Source organism: Rhodocyclus tenuis, from assembly GCF_014197755.1.
Classification (GTDB): domain Bacteria; phylum Pseudomonadota; class Gammaproteobacteria; order Burkholderiales; family Rhodocyclaceae; genus Rhodocyclus; species Rhodocyclus tenuis.
Genome location: NZ_JACIGE010000002.1, coordinates 220858 through 238298, shown reverse-complemented (window position 1 = coordinate 238298; position 17441 = coordinate 220858). Strand labels below are relative to the sequence as shown.

The following is a 17441-nucleotide window of genomic DNA, read 5'->3' as shown; positions in this document are numbered from 1 at the left end:
GCCGCCCGCCCGTCTGCGCGGCTAGAACTCCATCGCCTCGGCGAAAGCCAGCGCCGACAGTTGCGCGCGGTTGAGCCGTTCGGCGCTGATGCCGAGCATTCCGGCCTGCTCCGCGAGCGCTTCGCGGTCGTTGCCTTCGCAGGCGGCGGCGAGGTCGAGGAAGGGCGCGTAGAGGCCGCCCTCGCCAAGCAGCGCATCGCTGATCGGCTGCGGCAGATGCATCGCTTCGAGCGCGTGTTCCATGCTCACGCCAAGCAGCGCGTCGAGCAGCGAGAAGGCGCCGGTGATGAACAGGTTGTCGTGCTCCTGGCTGTCGACCAGGCCGTCGCCGAGCAACTCCATCAGTCGCGCCCGCGTCAGCGCCGTGTGCATCAGTGCCGGTGCCATCGATGCCTTGCTTGCCGTTGCCAGCAGCAGCGACAGCCATTTGTTCAGCTTGCCGTAACCGAGGATGGTCACGGCGTGGCGGAACGACTGGATTTCGCAGGACAGGCCGAACCCGGCCGAGTTGATGTAGCGCAGCAGCTTGTACGAGAGTGCGACGTCCTGCTTCAGCGCGGCTTCGATTTCGCGGAGGTCGGCGTTCTTGCGCACCAGATTGAGCACGCGAATGATGTGCGCCTGTCCGGGATTCAGCGTCTTTGCCGGTGCACTCGTCGGATGCTTGAAGAACCAGCTGGCAGCAGCGGTCATGCCGGCTTCCAGCGTCGCCTTGAAAGCCTTTTCGGAATCGACATTGAGCGCGACGCCGATGCCGTAGGGCTGCATCTTTGCCGCCAGCGTTTTCAATTGCGCGACCGTCTGGCTCTTCGCGTCGTAGGCGATGAAGCGGAAAGCGAGGCCGGCAGCGAGTGCCTCGCCGGCCTGTTCATCGTAATCGAGGCAGAGCGAAGGGCGTTGCCGGTGCAGCGCGGCGAGCAGTTCGCCGGCGCGCGCGTCGCAAAAGGCGGCACCGGGAAATTCCAGCGTGGCGTTGGCCGGAATGTTCCAGTCGAGCAGGCGGCCGTCGGCGTCGGGGCAGGCGACGAAGACCGGCCGCTCGCCCTGCGGCCAGACGTCGGCCAGTGCGTTGAGCATGCGTGCAGCGTCGCCGCTGGCTCCGTGCAGGCGCAGGCGCAGCGCGATGATCCGGCTCTGCCGGTTGACCAGCGGTTGGCGGGTGATGAAGACGTCGGACATGATGGGCGATTAAGTGGGCTGATCAGACGGAACGGGAAAACAGTTTACCTGCGTCCGCCACGCGGTGCCGGCCGCCGGCTGGACTTTGAGCGAAAAACGCATCGACTCTTCCTGTCTTCCGAATCCGGTAAAATCCGCTGGTGCAGAACTTGTTGATCGTCGGCTGCGGTGATGTCGCCCGCCGCGCCTTACCCGCCCTGCTTGCCCGCTACCGCGTCTTCGCCCTGTTGCGCGACCCGGCGAAGGCTGCTGTCTGGCGGGCTGCCGGCGCTGTCCCCATTCTTGCCGATCTCGACGACGCCGACAGTCTCGCGCGCATTGGCGGGATCGCCGATCTCGTCCTGCATATGGCACCACCCGGCGAGCATGGCTGCATCGACCTGCGCACCCGGCGCCTGCTGGCAGCGCTGGCGAAAGGGCAAAGTCTACCACAGCGCCTTGTCTACATTAGCACCAGCGGCGTCTATGGCGACTGCATGGGCGAGCGTGTCGACGAAACGCGCCGGGCGCGGCCGGCAACGGCACGCGGCCAGCGCCGGCTTGATGCCGAGCGGCAGCTGCGCGCTTTCGGCCGGCGTTACGATGTCGTCGTCAGCATCCTGCGCGCGCCCGGCATCTATGCCGCCGACCGCCTGCCGCTTGATCGCCTGCGCGCCGCTCTGCCGGTGTTGAACGCCGAAGATGATGTATTTACCAACCACATCCACGCCGACGATCTGGCGACGATCGCCGTCGCCGCGCTGCGGCTCGGACTGCCCAACCGCGTCTACAATGCGAGCGACGACTCGGCGATGAAGATGGCCGGGTATTTCGATCTGGTTGCCGACCGCTTTGGCTTGCCGCATCCGCCACGCGTTGCGCGCGCCGACGCCGCCCGGCACCTTTCGCCGGCACAACTCTCGTTCATAAGCGAGTCGCGCCGGCTCAGCAACTGCCGTATCAAGAACGAACTCCGGGTCCGCCTGCGTTATCCCTCGGTCGGGGATGGCGTCGAGGCGGCCTGGCAACAAAGGAACAAGCAATGCTCGAACTGAAGGCCCTGCACATTTCGTTGGTCATCGCCTGGTTTGCCGGGCTGTTTTACCTGCCACGCATCTTCGTCAATCTGGCGATGGTCGAGCCCGGTACTCCCGAACGCGAGCGCCTGCTGCTGATGGCCGGCAAGCTCTACCGTTTCATGACGCCGCTCGGCGTGCTGGCACTGGCTTTCGGTACCTGGCTGTGGCTCGGCTACGGCTTCGCCGGCGGCTGGCTGCACGCCAAGCTGGCGCTGGTCGTCGTACTCGTTGCTTACCACCTTTACTGCGGCCGTCTGCTCGCCGGCTTTCGCGCCGGCCGTGTCACGCGCGGCCATGTCTGGTTCCGCTGGTTTAACGAGATGCCGGTGCTGGTGATGTTCGCCGTCGTCTTTCTCGTCGTCCTGAAGCCGTTCTAGGAAATACCGTGGAAAAATTCTTTGCCAGTTGCCCGCGCGGTCTCGAACCGCTGCTCGCCGAGGATCTCGCCGCTGCCGGCGCGATCGACATCCAGACCCTGCCGGGCGGCGCGCATTTCCGCGGCGACTGGGCCAGTTGTTACGCCGCCAACCTCAACTCGCGCATCGCCACGCGCATTCTCTGGCGCGTTGCCGAAGCGGCGTATGCGCGCGAGGAAGACGTCTACAAGCTGGCGCTCGAGGTGCCGTGGCCGCGCCTGTTTGCCGTCGAGCGGACGATCCGCGTCGACATCACCGCGGTGAAGAGTCCGCTGAAGAGCCTCGATTTCACGACGCTGCGCATCAAGGATGCGGTCTGCGACCGCTTTCGCCGCGAAACCGGCGCCCGGCCGAGCGTCGATACGCGCGCCGCCGAGGTGCGCATTTCCGGTTTTCTCACCGCCGACCGCTGTACTCTTTACGTCGACACTTCGGGCGCGCCGCTGCACCAGCGTGGCCTGCGCCAGAAGACGGTGACCGCGCCGCTGAAGGAAAACCTCGCCGCCGGCATCCTGCGTCTTTCCGGCTGGCAACCGGGAGCGCCGCTGCTCGACCCGATGTGCGGCGGCGGCACCTTCCTGCTCGAGGCCGCGCAGCTGGCGCTCGGCATCGCGCCGGGTGCGCGCCGCGAGTTCGGTTTTATGCGTCTGGCGAGCTTTGATGCCGGCGTCTGGAATAAGCTGCTGGCTGACGCTCACGCCCGCGAACTGCCGGTGGCACCGGCGAATATCTACGGTGCCGACCGCGACCCGGTGGCGCTGCGTGCGGCGCTCGCCAACCTCGACCGCGCCGATCTGCTCGACGCGGTCGAACTGATCGAAGCCGACATCCTTGATCTCGACGCGCCGGCGCCGGCCGGCGTCATGGTCGCCAACCCGCCCTACGGCGAACGCCTGTCCGAACTCGAAGAACTGGCGACCTTCTACCCGCTGCTCGGCAGCGCGCTGAAGCGCAGCTTCGCCGGCTGGAACTGCCACATCTTCACCGCCGACACGCGCATGCCGAAACTGATGCGCCTGTCGCCGAGCCGCAAGACGCCGCTCTACAACGGCGCGCTCGAGTGCCGGCTGTACGAGTTCAGGATGGTCGCCGGGAGCAACCGGCCGAAGTAGCGCAAGCACGGGGCTGGAGCTAAGGAATTACTCGGCCCGTGCCGGCGGCGCGCCTCCAGAATTCTTTGGCGCCAGGGAATCAAGTCCGGAGCGCGATCCCGCCCCAGTCAAGGCGAAGGCGAGACAAGGCGGCAAGCTGTGCGGCAACGAGACGGTGGCAGCGCCGCGGCGAGGTGCCGCCATCGTTTACATGGAGGCCGCGGGTCGGCCGAACCGTGATCACCCTTCCCTCGGGGAAGGGGTTGGGGGATAGGCCGATTGATCGCGAGCGACGGGCCGCCCCGAGCCGCGATCCCTTCAACGCAGTATCGCCGAGCGAGTGATCAGACGATGTCGAGGTGGCCGATGCCGGCCGACAGATCCCGATCCTTCGACTCCTTGCCGTGCAGCTTGATCTGCAGGCGCAGGTCGTTGATCGAGTCGGCGTTCCTGAGCGCGTCCTCGTAGCTGATGCGGCCGGCTTCGTAGAGGTCGAACAGCGCCTGGTCGAAGGTCTGCATGCCGAGTTCGCGCGACTTCTTCATGATCTCCTTGATCTCGTGCACTTCGCCCTTGAAGATCAGGTCGGAGATCAAGGGCGAGTTGAGCAGCACCTCGATCGCCGCGGTGCGTCCCTTGCCGTCGCGCAGCGGCAGCAGGCGCTGCGAAACGAGCGCGCGCAGGTTGAGCGAGAGGTCCATCAGCAGCTGCTGGCGGCGCTCTTCCGGGAAGAAGTTGATGATGCGGTCGATCGCCTGATTCGAGTTGTTGGCGTGCAGCGTCGCCAGACAGAGGTGGCCCGTCTCGGCGAAGGCCACCGCGTAGTCCATCGTTTCGCGGTCGCGGATTTCGCCCATGAGGATGACGTCGGGTGCCTGACGCAGCGTGTTCTTCAGCGCCGACCCCCAGGAGTCGGTGTCGACGCCGATTTCGCGTTGCGTGACGATGCAGTTCTTGTGCTCGTGGATGTACTCGATCGGGTCCTCGACGGTGATGATGTGCCCGTAACTGTTGCGGTTGCGGTAATCGACCAGCGCCGCCAGTGAGGTCGTCTTGCCGGTGCCGGTGCCGCCGACGAAGATCACCAGACCGCGCTTGGTCATGGCGATGTCCTTGAGCACGGTTGGCAGGTTGAGTTCGTCGAGCGTCGGAATGCTCATGTTGATGGTGCGCAGGACGACGGCGACGCGGCCCTGCTGCACCAGCGCATTGACGCGGAAGCGGCCGATGCCGGCCGGCGAGATGGCGAAGTTGCACTCCTTGCTCGACTCGAACTCGGCCGCTTGCCGGTCGTTCATGATCGAGCGCGCCAGTTCCGAGGTGTGCTGCGGCGTCAGCACCTGGTTGGATACCGGCGTCACCTTGCCGTCGATCTTGATCGCCGGCGGGAAACCGGCGGTGATGAACAGGTCCGAACCCTTCTTCTGCGCCATCAGGCGCAGCAGGTCGTGCATGAATTTCAGTGCCTGATCGCGTTCCATGTGCAGACTTCTCCGGGAATTGTGGGCGGTCGCTGCCGATTCTGCGAATTGGGGCGGCTTAGCCGGGGAAGTTGTCCTTGTTGGCAGCCTTGCTGCGCGCTTCCGCCGGGGAAACCAGATTGCGGCGAACGAGTTCGATCAGGTTCTGGTCGAGCGTCTGCATGCCGAACTGCTGCCCGGTCTGGATCGACGAGTACATCTGCGCGACCTTGTTCTCGCGGATCAGGTTGCGGATGGCCGGCGTGCCGATCATGATTTCGTGCGCCGCGATGCGGCCCTGTCCGTCCTTGGTCTTCAGCAGCGTCTGCGAAATGACCGCGCGCAGCGACTCGGAGAGCATCGCGCGCACCATTTCCTTCTCGGCGGCGGGGAAAACATCAACGATACGGTCGACCGTCTTTGCCGCGCTCGAGGTGTGCAGCGTGCCGAACACCAAGTGGCCGGTTTCGGCGCCCGAGAGCGCGAGACGGATCGTTTCCAGATCGCGCATTTCGCCGACGAGGATCACGTCCGGGTCTTCGCGCAGCGCGCTGCGCAGCGCGTTCGAGAACGAAAGCGTGTGCGGCCCGACCTCGCGCTGGTTGATCAGGCACTTCTTCGAATCATGGACGAATTCGATCGGGTCCTCGACGGTGAGGATGTGGCCGTACTCGTTTTCGTTCACGTGGTTGACCATCGCCGCCAGCGTCGTCGACTTGCCCGAGCCGGTCGGTCCGGTAACGAGAACGATGCCGCGCGGATACTCGGCGATGTCCTTGAAGATCTTCGGGCAGTTGAGTTCTTCGAGCGTCAGCACCTTCGACGGAATGGTGCGGAAGACGGCGGCGGCGCCGCGGTGCTGGACGAAGGCATTGACACGGAAACGCGCCAGATTGGGGATTTCGAAGGAGAAGTCGCACTCCAGCGTCTCTTCGTAATGCTTGCGCTGGCCGTCGTTCATGATGTCGTACACCATCGCGTGTACGTCCTTGTGCTCCATTGCCGGCAGGTTGATGCGGCGGACATCGCCGTGCACACGGATCATCGGTGGTAGGCCCGACGAAAGGTGCAGGTCGGACGCCTTGTTCTTGACGCCGAAAGCAAGCAACTCGGTGATGTCCATCAGGAGGAATCCTTGGGCTGGAGGCGGGGGGGCGGACGGCGGGTCCGGCAGGTGGCGAGGGGGCGGCTGGGGCTGGTGTTATACTCGCCGCATGCCTTGCGCCGCCTGATTATGACTAGAATCGCCGCCAACCTGCAAGCCGTGCGCGCGCGCATCGACGCCGCCGCCCGCGCTGTCGGCCGTGCCCCCGAAAGCGTGACGCTGCTCGCCGTGAGCAAGACCTGGCCTGCCACCTGCGTGCTGGATGCTGCTGCCTGCGGGCAGCGTGCTTTCGGCGAAAACTACCTGCAGGAAGGGCTCGACAAGATTGCCGCGCTCGCCGCGACAGAGTCGCCTGGCGGACTCGAATGGCATTTCATCGGCCCCTTGCAGAGCAACAAGACGCGGCCGGTGGCCGAGAACTTCGCCTGGGTGCATTCTGTTGATCGGCTGAAAATCGCCGAGCGCCTTTCGGCACAGCGTCCCGCCGGTCTGCCGCCCTTGTCGGTCTGTCTGCAGGTCAACGTCAGCGGCGAGGCGAGCAAGAGCGGCGTCGCGCCGGACGATGTGTCCGAACTGGCACGGCAAATCGCCGCGCTGCCGCAACTGCGCCTGCGCGGGCTGATGGCGATTCCGGCACCAAGCGACGATCCGGCCACGCAGCGCGCACCCTTCCGCGAGTTGCGCCAGCTCTTCGAGCGCCTGCGCGCCGACGGCCTGCCGCTCGATACGTTGTCGATGGGCATGTCACACGATCTCGAAGCGGCGATTGCCGAAGGCGCGACGCTGGTACGCATCGGCACCGCCATCTTCGGCGACCGTAGCGCGTCGGTTTAAACCGACGCCGTGATCCGCTGCTATCCTCTGTCCCAACTTTCGTTTTCAGGAATCCGAGCATGAAAATCACCTTCATCGGCGGCGGCAACATGGCCAACGCGCTGATCGGCGGTCTCGTCAATACCGGTTTTGCTGCCGCCGATCTCTGTGCCGTCGATATTTCGCCGGAGAGTCTGGCTCGCCTCGAACGCTCCTTCGGCGTGCGCACGCAGGGTGTCGCCGACGCTGCCGCGCTCGCCTGCGACGTCGTCGTGCTGGCCGTCAAGCCACAGCAGGCGCGCGCCGTCTGCCTGGCGCTGGCACCGCTGCTCGAGCGGCAGCTGGTGGTCAGCATCGCTGCCGGCCTACGCATCGATGATCTGTCGCGCTGGCTCGGCGGCCACGCCCGGCTGGTGCGCGCGATGCCCAATACGCCGGCGCTGATCGGCGCCGGCATCACCGGCCTGTGTGCCGCGCCGGCCGTTTCGGCCGACGAGCGCGATGCGGCCGAGCGCGTGCTGCGCGCCGTCGGCGAAACGCTGTGGGTCGCCGACGAAAGCCAGATTGACGCCGTCACCGCCGTCTCGGGCAGCGGCCCGGCCTACCTCTTCCTGCTGATCGAGGCGATGCAGCAGGCCGCCAGCGAACTCGGCTTTTCCGCCGACGATGCGCGCCGCCTGTCGGTCGGTACCGCGCTCGGCGCCGCGCGTCTGGCGGCGCAGTCGAGCGAAGCGGCAAGCGTGCTGCGCGAACGCGTCACCTCCAAGGGCGGTACCACCGCCGCGGCGCTGGCGGCGATGGCCGAGCACGGCGTCAAGGAAGGCATCGTCGCCGGCGTTCTCGCCGCTGACCGGCGCAGCCGCGAGCTCGGTGTCGAACTCGGTGCCGACCCGGTCGCTGTCACTCCTCCCGCGGCAGGCAAGCCATGAGTACGGCGACGCAGGCGGGACTGTTCCTGCTCGACACGCTGCTCGGCTTCTTCAGCGTCGCGCTACTGCTGCGCTTCTTCATGCAGGCGTTTCGCGTCTCTTTCGCCAATCAGGTCGGTGCTTTCGTCGTGCAGCTGACCAACTGGCTGGTGAAACCGCTGCGGCGCATCCTGCCGGGGCTGTTCGGCCTCGATCTTGCCAGCCTGCTGCCGGTGTATGTGGCGCAGGTACTGCTGATGCTGGCGCTGGTCGCCAGCCGCGGCGGTTTCGATCTGGTGCCGCTCGAGAGCATCGTCGCGCTGGCCCTGTGGCAGGGGCTGCTGGCGACGCTGCGCCTGTGTCTCTATCTGCTGATCGGCGCGCTGATCGTGCAGGCGGTGCTGTCGTGGGTGGCACCGTATTCGCCGCTGGCGCAACCGCTCAACCAGCTGACGCGGCCCTTCCTCGCGCCAGTGCGGCGCGTCGTGCCGCCGATCGCCGGCATCGACCTGTCGCCGCTGGTCGTGCTGCTGCTGTTGCAGCTCGTCCTCTTCTTTCTCTGAGTCTGGCCGATGGCCGAGTGGCTGGATGCCGTTGCCGGCGGCTGCCTGCTGACCTTGCATATCCAGCCCGGCGCCAAGAAGAGCGAGGTCGTCGGCGTGCATGGCGACGCGCTGAAAATCCGTCTGGCGGCGCCGCCGGTCGATGGCCGCGCCAACGAAGCGCTGATCGCTTTCCTCGCCACGCGTCTCGGCTTGCCGAAGTCGGCGCTGACGCTGAAGAGCGGTCAGAGCAGCCGGCGCAAGCGCATCGAAGTCAGCGGCGCGCCGGCCGACGCTGAAAGCCGCCTGCTCGGCGGCTGAGTCGGCCGTTCTGCCGGCCGGCGCTGTCGCCGGCAAGCCGCACGCGCCTAGCGCCGCTCAGGCGCCGAAGACGACGCGCCCGCCGACCAGCGTCGTGCGCACGCGTCCGGCAAGTTCTTGGTTGAGGAAGGGCGTGTTCTTGCCGCGGCTGAACAGCGCGTCGGCGCTGACCTGCCAGCGCGCTTCCGGGTCGAAGATGCAGATGTCGGCGGCGTCGCCGACAGCCAGCGCCCCGGCACTGATGCCGAGGATTGCCGCCGGGTCGCTGGTGATACGCGCCAGCGCCGTCGGCAGCGGCGTTGCCGTTTCGTTCGCCCAGCGCAGCGTCAGCGGCAGCAGCAGTTCGAGTCCGGTGGCGCCGGGGTCGGCTTCGGCGAAGGGCAACTGCTTGCCGTCCTCGTCGACCGGCGTGTGGTCGGAGCTGATCGCGGCGACACCGTCGGCGACGGCAGCACGTAGCGCCTCGCGGTCGCTGCTCGCGCGCAGCGGCGGATCGAAGCGCGCACTACTGTCGAAGAAACCGATGTCGGCTTCGGTCAGGTGCAGGTGGTGAATCGACACGTCGCAGCTGACCTTGTCGCCGCTCGCTTGCGCGGCGCGCACCAGCGCGATGCCGGCGGCCGACGAGAGCCGCGCCAGATGCAGGCGGACGCCGGTGGCGCGCGCCAGTTCGAGGCTGCTGGAGACGGCGACCGTTTCGGCGCAGACCGGAATGCCGGCGAGGCCGAGCCGCGAGGCGACCTCGCCGTCGTGCGCGACGCCGTCGGCAGCCAGCTGGTAATCCTGCGGCTGCAGACGGATGGCGTAACCGAAAGTGGCAGCGTACTGCATCGCGCGCAGCAGCACCAGACGGTCCTGGACAGGTTTCTTGGCCTGCGAGAAACCGATGCAGCCGGCGCGGGCGAGGCTGTGCATTTCGGCCAGACGTTCGCCACCAAGCTGCTGCGTGAGCGCGCCGATCGGGTAGACGCGCGCCAGACCGAGCGCGGCGCTGCGCCGCACCAGACGATCGACCAGCCCCGGTTCGTCGAGCGGCGGATTGGTGTCGGGCGGGCAGGCGAGCGAGGTGACGCCACCGGCGACGGCGGCCGCGAGTTCGGTTTCGATTCCCGACAGGCGCGTCGACAGGTCGACCAGCCCGGGGCAGACGATACCGCCAGCGGCATCGATCGTGCGCTCGGCGACGAAGCCGGGCGGTGGCGTGCCGATGGCGGCGATGCGGCCGTCGGCGATGAAGAGATCGAGCGTGCCGTCGACGCCGTTCTTCGGGTCGATCAGGCGGCCGTTGATGATCTGAGTGCGCATTGTTTCAGTTCCCCGCCAGAATGCTCATCACCGCCATCCGCACGGCGATACCGAAAGTGACCTGCGGCAGGATCACCGCCTGCGGCCCGTCGGCGACTTCCGAGTCAATCTCGACGCCGCGGTTCATCGGTCCCGGATGCATGACGATGGCGTCGGGCTTGGCCAGCGCCAGCATCGCCGGCGTCAGCCCGTAACAGTGGAAGTACTCGCGTGCCGACGGCAACAGTGCGCCGTTCATGCGTTCGTTCTGCAGGCGCAGCATGATGATCACGTCGGCGTCGCGCAGACCGGTGGCGAGGTCGTGGCAGACGCGCACGCCCATCTTGTCGAGCGCCGACGGCAGCAGCGTCTGCGGGCCGACGGCGCGCACCTCGCCGGTGCCGAGTGCGGCCAGCGCGTGCAGGTCGGAGCGGGCGACGCGCGAGTGCAGGATGTCGCCGACGATGGCCACCGTCAGCTGGCTGAAGTCCTGCTTGTAGTGGCGGATGGTGAACATGTCGAGCAAGCCCTGCGTCGGGTGCGCATGACGCCCGTCGCCGGCATTGACCACGTGCACGTCGTCGCGGCCGACGCGCTGCAGGTGTTCGGCGATCAGGTAGGGCGCGCCCGACGAGGCATGGCGGACGACGAACATGTCGGCGTGCATGGCGACGAGGTTGTCGATGGTGTCGAGCAGCGTTTCGCCCTTGGCTGTCGACGAACGCGATACGTCGAGGTTGATGACGTCGGCCGACAGCCGCTTGGCGGCGATCTCGAAGGTCGTACGCGTGCGCGTCGAGTTTTCGAAGAAGAGGTTGAAGACGCTCTTGCCGCGCAGCAGCGGTACTTTCTTCACGTCGCGCGTCGAGATTTCAAGGAAGCTCGACGCCGTGTCGAGGATCTGCGTGATCACCTCGCGCGGCAGGCCGTCGGTCGACAGCAGGTGCGTCAGTTCGCCGGCGTCATTGAGTTGCGGATTACGCATCGCGGGCGACCCTCCAGTGCAGGTGGCCGTCGTCGGCAGACTCGAGGATCAGTTCCTCGTCGTCGTCGAGGTCGATCTGCCAGGCGCAGAACTGCGGCTCGATCGGCAGTTCGCGCTCGCCGCGGTCGGCAAGAACGGCGAGATCGACGCGCGCCGGCCGGCCGTAGTCGAACAGTTCGTTGATCGCGGCGCGCGTGGTGCGGCCGGTGAACAGCACGTCGTCGACGAGGATCAGCGGCCGGCCTTCGACCGAGAAGGGAATCGAGGTCGGCCGTACCTGCGGGTGCAGGCCCTTTTCGGAGAAGTCGTCGCGGTAGAAGGAAACGTCGATCAGGCCGATTTCTTCCTGCAGGCCGAGCAGTTCGCGCAGGCGGCGGGCGATCCAGACGCCGCCGCTGTGAATGCCGATCAGCGCGCTGTCGGGGGCAAGATGAGGTCTGATCATTTCCGCCAGTTCGGCGCATTGCGCCTCGGCGTCGGGGAGTTCAGCAGGCAGCATCGGGAGTGTCTTCCGGTTGTGAGGCGAACGGGGTAGTCAGCGGGCGTCGGCATGCGCTTCGAAGTAGGACTGCAGGATGATCTGCGCGGCGACGGCGTCGATCTTGTCGCGCGCCGAACGCGCGTCGTGGCCGCTTTCGCGCAGGAACTGGCCGGCTTCGAAGGACGAGAGGCGTTCCTCCGCATAGTCTACCGCCAGCGCGAAGCGGCCGCGCAGCTGATTGGCAAAACGCGTGCAGCGCGCGGTCATCGCATGCGGCGTGCCGTCGAGTGCAACGGGCAGGCCGACGACCAGGCACACCGGCTGCCATTCCTTGATCAGCGCCGCGATGGCGGCGAAGCGCTCGGCGTTGGCGGCGGTGTTGATGACGGTCAGCGGGTGCGCCTGCGCCAGCGAGGTCTCGCCGATGGCAACGCCGATACGTTTTTCGCCGAAGTCGAAAGCGAGCACCGCGCCGCCCGGCCGGGCAGCCGGCGGCGGCGTTGCGGCCGTTTCAGGCATGGCCGGCTTCCCCGGCGAGCTGCGTGAAATCGATACCGAGGCTCTTCATTGCCGAGTCGAGCCGGTCGACGAAGGGCATGTCGAAGAGGATGCGTTCGTCGGCTGGCGTCGTCAGCCAGGCGTTATCGGCGAGTTCCTGCTCGAGCTGGCCCGCCGACCAGCCCGAATAGCCGAGGGTGACGATCAGGTCGCCCGGTTCGCCGCTCTCGCCGACTGCCTGCAGGATGTCGCGCGAACTGGTCAGGCCGATGCGCTCGTTCACCGCCAGCGTCGATTGCCAGCGGCCGATCGGCCGGTGCAGCACGAAGCCGCGGTCGGTCTGCACCGGGCCGCCGAAATAGACCGGCTGCTCGACCAGAGCGGCGGCCTTGACCGGCGTCTCGATCTTTTCCAGCAGCGTCGCCAGATTCATGTCGGTCGGTCGGTTGACGATCAGGCCGAGCGCGCCGCGCTCGTTGTGTTCGGCGATATAGACCAGCGAACGCGCGAAAAACCGGTCACCCATCGCCGGCATGGCGATCAGGAAGTGGTCGGTGAGATTGACGCTGTGCATGGCGGCATTCTATCGGCGTCGACGCGCGAGTCCAAGCGCCTGGCCGGAGATGTCGTGCGCGCCGCTCTTCGCGCAGCGGCCGAGCACCGCCGCTGCGCCGCCCTGCTCAGTCGCAACTGCTGGCCGAACAGCCCTTGTCGCGTTGCGCGCAGCAGCTGCAACCGTCACTGCTGCGATACGGCCCGAGCTCGGGGTTGCGCGCGGCAAAGCGGCGGTAGACGCGGTCGACGGCGATGCCACCGGCGAGCAGCGCGAAGATCGCGGCAATGGCAGCAAGTGTCGTCAGCACGATCAGCTGCCGATGCCGGCGAAGCCCATGAAGCCGAGCGAGAGGATGCCGGCGAGCACCAACGTCATCGCCGTTCCCTGCGCAATGCCCGGCACGTCCGAGAGCTGCAGGCGTTCGCGCACGCTGGCCATGAGCACCAGCGCCAGCGTGAAGCCGGCGCCACCGCCGAGGCTGAAGGCCAGCGACTGCAGGAAGTCGTATTCGCGTGCGGTCTGGAACAGCGCGACGCCGAGTACCGCGCAGTTGGTCGTGATCAGCGGCAGGAAGATGCCAAGCGCGCGGAACAGCGTCGGGCTGCGCTTCTTCAGCACCATTTCGACCAGTTGTACCGCCGAGGCGATGATCACGATGTACGAGATCAGGCGCAGGAACTCTAGATGCAGCGACGAAAGCAGCAGGTTCAGGCCGAAGGCGCAGAGCGAGGCGACGAGCATGACGAAAGTGGTCGCCACGCCCATCGGGAAGGCCGTATCGAGGCGCGCGGAGACGCCGAGGAAGGGGCACAGGCCGAGGAACATGGCGAGAACGAAGTTGTTCGCCAAGAGCGCGCTGATGAATATCTGGGCGGCTGACTCATGCATGTTGGTGACCCTCCGCAGCCTTGTCGGCCGGCAGCGCGGCCTTGTCGCGGCGCTTTGCCCACCAGGCAAAGAGCAGCAGCCAGCCGCCAAGAACGAAGAAGCCGCCGGGTGGCAGCACCATGATCACCCACGGCTGGAAGTTGGCGCCAAAGAGCGAAATGCCGAACAGCGTGCCGTTGCCGAAGATCTCGCGCACCGTTCCGAGCGCCAGCAGACCGATGGTGAAGCCGGCGCCCATGCCCGCGGCGTTGATCACCGCCGTCAGCGGCGAGACCTTCGAGGCATGCGCCTCGGCACGGCCAAGGATGACGCAGTTGACGACGATCAGCTGGATGAAGGCACCGAGCGCGTCGTACAGCGTCAGGCTGATCGCCTGGATGGCGTAGTCGGTGACGGTGACGAAGGTGGCGATGATGACGATGTAGGTGGCGATGCGCACCTCCTTCGGGATCACCCGGCGCAGCAGCGACACCAGCAGGCACGAGCAGATCAGCACGAAGGTGGTGGCGACGCCCATCGACAGCGCGTTGATCGCCGAGACGGTGACGGCGAGCGTCGGGCACATGCCCAGCGCCATCACGAACACCGGGTTCTGGCGCCAGATGCCCTCCATGAATTCATCGAAGGTTTTCGCTTGGCCGAGGTTCATGGCTTGGTCCTGATCGAATCGAGGTGCGGGGCGACGCGCGGCAGCAGCGCCTGCGCGGCTTCGTTGATGCCGCGGCCGACCGCGCGCGAGGTGATCGTCGCGCCGGAAATCGCGTCGATCTGCCACGGCTGCGTCTTGGTGCCGTGCTTGACCGTCTTTACCTCGTTGGCGAGCGCGTTCATGTCAGCGTTGAGGCGAACGTCGAGCTCCTTGAAGTTGGCCAGAAAGTCGCGGTCGACGAGGATCTTGTCGCCGATGCCGGGCGTTTCGCGCGAAGACACCAGGCCGAAACCGGTGACGCACTGGCACTCGGGAATCCACGCGAAGAGGATGCGCACGACGTCGGCGTAGCCCTTGGCGGCGCCTTCGGCGGCAACGCCGGCGAGCTTGCCGTCGGCGTCGTAACCGGCGTAGAAGCGGATGGCGCCGGGGGGCGTATCGCCGCTCGCCGGCGTGACGCCGTTGGCGGTGGCGAAATACTCGCCGATCGACCTGGCGCTCGGAATCACCTTGAACACCGCGCGTTCGAGCGCGATGCGCTTGTTTTCCTGCACCGCCGAGAACGAGCCCTGGTAGGCGCCGACGATGATCAGGCCGCAGATGGTCGCGACCAGGCCGAGCGTGCGGATCATCGCCGCCGTCGGCGTGGTGGGCGCGCTCGGCGGGACAGGAGCGCTCGACGACTCGGGAGGCTGGGGCGCGTTCATGACTTCACCTTCGGTTTGAAGAGCTTCTTCGGCGCGCTGGCGCCGTCTTCTTCACGCGAAATGTACGAGGGGTGCAGCGGATAGGTGGCGCGGCGCACGCGACCGCCACGGCCGCGGCCGAACGGCGTCGGTTGCGTGATCTTCTCGATCAGCGGCGAGGCGGCGTTGGCGATCAGGATCGCGTACATCACGCCCTCGGGCAGGCCGCTGTAGTAGCGGATGACCACGGTCAGTACGCCGATCAGCGCGCCGTACACCCACATGCCCTTCGGCGTCACCGGCGAGGTCGCCATGTCGGTCGCCATGTACACCGCACCGAGCACCAGACCACCGGAAAGCAGCATGAAGAAGGGGTTCGGGTAACGCACCGGGTCGAAACCGTAGAGCGCCAGCGCGGTGATGCCGGCGGCGCCGAGGATCGACACCGGAATGCGCCAGTCGAGGTAGCGGCGCGACGCGAGATAGGCGCCGCAGATCAGGATCAGCAGCGGCGACGGGCCGACCGCCATGTGCCCGGCGAGCGAGGTGAGCAGCTCGTCGGCGCCGGCGACGATGCCGTCGAACTTCCACTTGGCGAGCGGTGTCGCGCTGGTCAGCGCGTCGATCGGCATCGCCTTGACCCAGGCCTCGGTCGACGCCGGCTGCATGAACGGCAGCGCCAGCGACGAGGGGATGAACTCGCTGAAGCGGCCGGGCAGGAAGGACGGCGTGTAGCTGGCGATCGCCGTCGGGAACGCCGCCTGCACGAAGGCGCGACCGACCAGTGCCGGGTTGAAGACATTGCGCCCGATGCCGCCGAACAGCGACTTGCCGATGGCGATGGCGACGATGCCGGCAACGGCGCCCATCCACAGCGGGAAGCCCGGCGGCAGCGACAGCGCCAGCAGGATGCCGGTGATCGTCGCCGACCAGTCGGAAACGTCGCCGGCCTGACCGCCCTGACGAACGAACAGGCGCTCGGTGGCGAGGCAGGAGGCGGTGACGACGATGATCAGCGCCGCCGCCGAAATGCCGTACTGGTAGATGAAGAAAAGACAGATCGGCAGCAGCGAGAAGACCACCTGCTGCATGATCTTTTCGACCGTGCGCCGGCCCTTGACGTGCGGCGCCGTGCGCAGTTCGATGCGTGCGCTCATTTGGCAGCCCTTTCGCGCAGCATCTGCTTGGCGATGCGGAATTGTTGAACGAGCGGAATGTTCGACGGGCAGACGTAGGTGCAGCAGCCGCATTCGAAGCAGTCGCCGAGGTGGTATTGCTCGCCCATCAGCTCGTAGTCGCGCTTGCCCGCGAGCATGCCGAGCTGCGAGGGGTTGAGTCCCATCGGGCACGATTCGACGCACTCGCCGCACTTGATGCACGGATAGATGCGGTGGCGCTCGCGGAACGAGATGTCGTCGCCGCGGAAGACGAGCACGCCGGAAACGCCCTTGGTGATCGGGATGTCCAGCGTCGGGATCGATTGCCCCATCATCGGCCCGCCGAGGATCACCTGGCGCGATTCGGCCGGCGCGCCGGCATAGTCGAGGATGAACTTGAGCGGCGTGCCGAGCGGCACGCGGTAATCGCCGGGACGCGCGACGCCGGGGCCGGTGACGGTGACGACGCGCTCGGTAAGTCCCTGCCCGAGCGGCAGCAGGCGGCCGAGCGCCGCCAGCGTGCCGACGTTATTGACCACCATGCCGAGCGAGATCGGCAAGGCGCCAGCCGGCACCTCGACGCCGAACAGCGCCATCAGCAGCATCTTTTCCGAACCCTGCGGATATTTGGTCGGCACCGCCTCGACGAAGATCTCGTGCTCCGGGTGGCGGCCGCTCGCCTTGTTGCGCGCGATCGCCGCGTCGATCATGTCGATCGCCTCGGGCTTGTTGTCTTCGACACCGATGATCGCGCGCAGCGCGCCGGTGGCACGCAGCGCGAAATGGATGCCGGTGATCAGATGGTCGGCTTCCTCGACCATGACGCGGTGGTCGCAGGTGAGGTAGGGCTCGCACTCGCAGCCATTGACCACCAGCGTGTGCGCCTTCGCCTGTTTCGGTACCGACAGCTTGGCGTGCGTCGGGAAGGCGGCGCCGCCCAGACCGACCATGCCGGTATCCCAGATCGCCTGCAGGATGTCCTGACCGCTTGCCGCGGACAGGTCGCGCGCTTCGCCCCACAGGTCTTCCTGGCTTGAGCCCGGGTGCACGCGGATGACGATCGCCGTCGCCCACGGGCCGCGGGCGCTCGGGCGCAGCTCGATCGCTTCGACGATACCGGAAGCTGGCGCGTGGTGCGGGATCGACAGCCAGTCGTCGGTGCGCGCGATCGGCTGACCGCGAACGACTTCCTGACCGACGCGGACGATGGCGCGCGGCGGCTTGCCGATGTGCTGCGACAAGGGCACGACCAGACGCGGCGCAAACGGCAGGCGGCGGATCGGCGTGTTCGCCGTCAGCTTCTGCGACGGCGGGTGAATGCCGCGCTGGAACGCCTCACCGCGAAAAAACGAAGAGATTTTCAT

Annotated in this window: 21 protein-coding genes; 7 read left to right on the top strand and 14 right to left on the bottom strand. The window is 66.8% G+C overall.

Annotated elements, in window-relative coordinates; translation table 11 throughout:
- Positions 1–21 precede the first annotated feature (21 nt).
- Positions 22–1179 (bottom strand): EAL and HDOD domain-containing protein, encoded by a 1158-nt coding sequence (locus GGD90_RS03720; RefSeq protein WP_221227648.1) that lies wholly within the window; start codon positions 1177–1179, stop codon positions 22–24.
- Positions 1180–1319: 140 nt separating this feature from the next.
- Between GGD90_RS03720 and GGD90_RS03715 the strand changes: the two genes are divergently transcribed.
- The 3 genes from GGD90_RS03715 to GGD90_RS03705 are packed head-to-tail and all read left to right on the top strand — an operon-like array spanning position 1320 to position 3765.
- A complete protein-coding gene (locus GGD90_RS03715; RefSeq protein WP_153115929.1) occupies positions 1320–2213 on the top strand; it encodes an SDR family oxidoreductase in 894 nt (297 codons plus the stop codon).
- The gene (locus GGD90_RS03710; RefSeq protein WP_153115928.1) at positions 2201–2614 is read left to right on the top strand and encodes a CopD family protein; all 414 of its coding nucleotides are present in this window, start codon (positions 2201–2203) and stop codon (positions 2612–2614) included. The genes GGD90_RS03715 and GGD90_RS03710 overlap by 13 nt, the downstream gene beginning before the upstream one ends.
- 8 nt (positions 2615–2622) lie before the next feature.
- Positions 2623–3765 (top strand): THUMP domain-containing class I SAM-dependent RNA methyltransferase, encoded by a 1143-nt coding sequence (locus tag GGD90_RS03705; RefSeq protein WP_153115927.1) that lies wholly within the window; start codon positions 2623–2625, stop codon positions 3763–3765.
- Positions 3766–4088: 323 nt separating this feature from the next.
- Here GGD90_RS03705 and GGD90_RS03700 read toward each other — a convergent pair whose 3' ends face one another.
- Together GGD90_RS03700 and GGD90_RS03695 are read right to left on the bottom strand one after the other, a co-directional pair.
- The gene (locus GGD90_RS03700) at positions 4089–5225 is read right to left on the bottom strand and encodes a PilT/PilU family type 4a pilus ATPase (RefSeq protein WP_153115926.1); all 1137 of its coding nucleotides are present in this window, start codon (positions 5223–5225) and stop codon (positions 4089–4091) included.
- 58 nt (positions 5226–5283) lie between these two features.
- Positions 5284–6327: a type IV pilus twitching motility protein PilT gene (locus GGD90_RS03695; protein ID WP_153115925.1), complete on the bottom strand. Its 1044-nt coding sequence runs from the start codon at positions 6325–6327 to the stop codon at positions 5284–5286.
- A gap of 111 nt (positions 6328–6438) precedes the next feature.
- Between GGD90_RS03695 and GGD90_RS03690 the strand changes: the two genes are divergently transcribed.
- The 4 genes from GGD90_RS03690 to GGD90_RS03675 are packed head-to-tail and all read left to right on the top strand — an operon-like array spanning position 6439 to position 8893.
- Positions 6439–7143 (top strand): YggS family pyridoxal phosphate-dependent enzyme, encoded by a 705-nt coding sequence (locus GGD90_RS03690; protein ID WP_153115924.1) that lies wholly within the window; start codon positions 6439–6441, stop codon positions 7141–7143.
- A 59-nt stretch (positions 7144–7202) separates the two neighbouring features.
- Positions 7203–8051: a pyrroline-5-carboxylate reductase gene (gene proC, locus GGD90_RS03685; RefSeq protein WP_153115923.1), complete on the top strand. Its 849-nt coding sequence runs from the start codon at positions 7203–7205 to the stop codon at positions 8049–8051.
- Entirely contained in the window at positions 8048–8593 is a 546-nt protein-coding gene (locus tag GGD90_RS03680; RefSeq protein WP_153115922.1) for a YggT family protein, read from the top strand. The genes proC and GGD90_RS03680 overlap by 4 nt, the downstream gene beginning before the upstream one ends.
- A gap of 9 nt (positions 8594–8602) precedes the next feature.
- The gene (locus GGD90_RS03675; protein WP_153115921.1) at positions 8603–8893 is read left to right on the top strand and encodes a DUF167 domain-containing protein; all 291 of its coding nucleotides are present in this window, start codon (positions 8603–8605) and stop codon (positions 8891–8893) included.
- A gap of 57 nt (positions 8894–8950) precedes the next feature.
- Here the strand turns inward: GGD90_RS03675 and GGD90_RS03670 are convergent, their stop codons facing one another.
- The 11 genes from GGD90_RS03670 to rsxC all read right to left on the bottom strand — a co-directional run bounded on the left by GGD90_RS03670 (position 8951) and on the right by rsxC (position 17441).
- Positions 8951–10198 (bottom strand): dihydroorotase, encoded by a 1248-nt coding sequence (locus GGD90_RS03670; protein WP_153115920.1) that lies wholly within the window; start codon positions 10196–10198, stop codon positions 8951–8953.
- 4 nt (positions 10199–10202) lie between these two features.
- Entirely contained in the window at positions 10203–11162 is a 960-nt protein-coding gene (locus tag GGD90_RS03665; RefSeq protein ID WP_153115919.1) for an aspartate carbamoyltransferase catalytic subunit, read from the bottom strand.
- The gene (pyrR, locus tag GGD90_RS03660; RefSeq protein ID WP_153115918.1) at positions 11155–11661 is read right to left on the bottom strand and encodes a bifunctional pyr operon transcriptional regulator/uracil phosphoribosyltransferase PyrR; all 507 of its coding nucleotides are present in this window, start codon (positions 11659–11661) and stop codon (positions 11155–11157) included. The genes GGD90_RS03665 and pyrR overlap by 8 nt, the downstream gene beginning before the upstream one ends.
- 36 nt (positions 11662–11697) lie before the next feature.
- Positions 11698–12162 (bottom strand): Holliday junction resolvase RuvX, encoded by a 465-nt coding sequence (ruvX, locus tag GGD90_RS03655; RefSeq protein WP_153115917.1) that lies wholly within the window; start codon positions 12160–12162, stop codon positions 11698–11700.
- The gene (locus GGD90_RS03650; protein ID WP_153115916.1) at positions 12155–12715 is read right to left on the bottom strand and encodes a YqgE/AlgH family protein; all 561 of its coding nucleotides are present in this window, start codon (positions 12713–12715) and stop codon (positions 12155–12157) included. The genes ruvX and GGD90_RS03650 overlap by 8 nt, the downstream gene beginning before the upstream one ends.
- A gap of 106 nt (positions 12716–12821) precedes the next feature.
- Complete coding sequence (locus GGD90_RS03645; RefSeq protein ID WP_153115915.1) at positions 12822–13004, bottom strand: hypothetical protein; 183 nt, start codon at positions 13002–13004, stop codon at positions 12822–12824.
- A 2-nt stretch (positions 13005–13006) separates the two neighbouring features.
- Positions 13007–13585, bottom strand: a complete 579-nt coding sequence (locus GGD90_RS03640) for an electron transport complex protein RnfA (RefSeq protein ID WP_153115914.1) — start codon at positions 13583–13585, stop codon at positions 13007–13009.
- Positions 13578–14234, bottom strand: a complete 657-nt coding sequence (gene rsxE, locus GGD90_RS03635) for an electron transport complex subunit RsxE (RefSeq protein WP_153115913.1) — start codon at positions 14232–14234, stop codon at positions 13578–13580. The genes GGD90_RS03640 and rsxE overlap by 8 nt, the downstream gene beginning before the upstream one ends.
- Positions 14231–14941: an FMN-binding protein gene (locus GGD90_RS03630; RefSeq protein ID WP_221227647.1), complete on the bottom strand. Its 711-nt coding sequence runs from the start codon at positions 14939–14941 to the stop codon at positions 14231–14233. Before GGD90_RS03630 ends, rsxE begins: the two co-directional genes overlap by 4 nt.
- Complete coding sequence (locus GGD90_RS03625) at positions 14938–16077, bottom strand: RnfABCDGE type electron transport complex subunit D (protein WP_153115912.1); 1140 nt, start codon at positions 16075–16077, stop codon at positions 14938–14940. The genes GGD90_RS03630 and GGD90_RS03625 overlap by 4 nt, the downstream gene beginning before the upstream one ends.
- On the bottom strand, positions 16074–17441 hold the full coding sequence (gene rsxC / locus GGD90_RS03620; RefSeq protein ID WP_153115911.1) for an electron transport complex subunit RsxC: 1368 nt from the start codon (positions 17439–17441) through the stop codon (positions 16074–16076). Before rsxC ends, GGD90_RS03625 begins: the two co-directional genes overlap by 4 nt.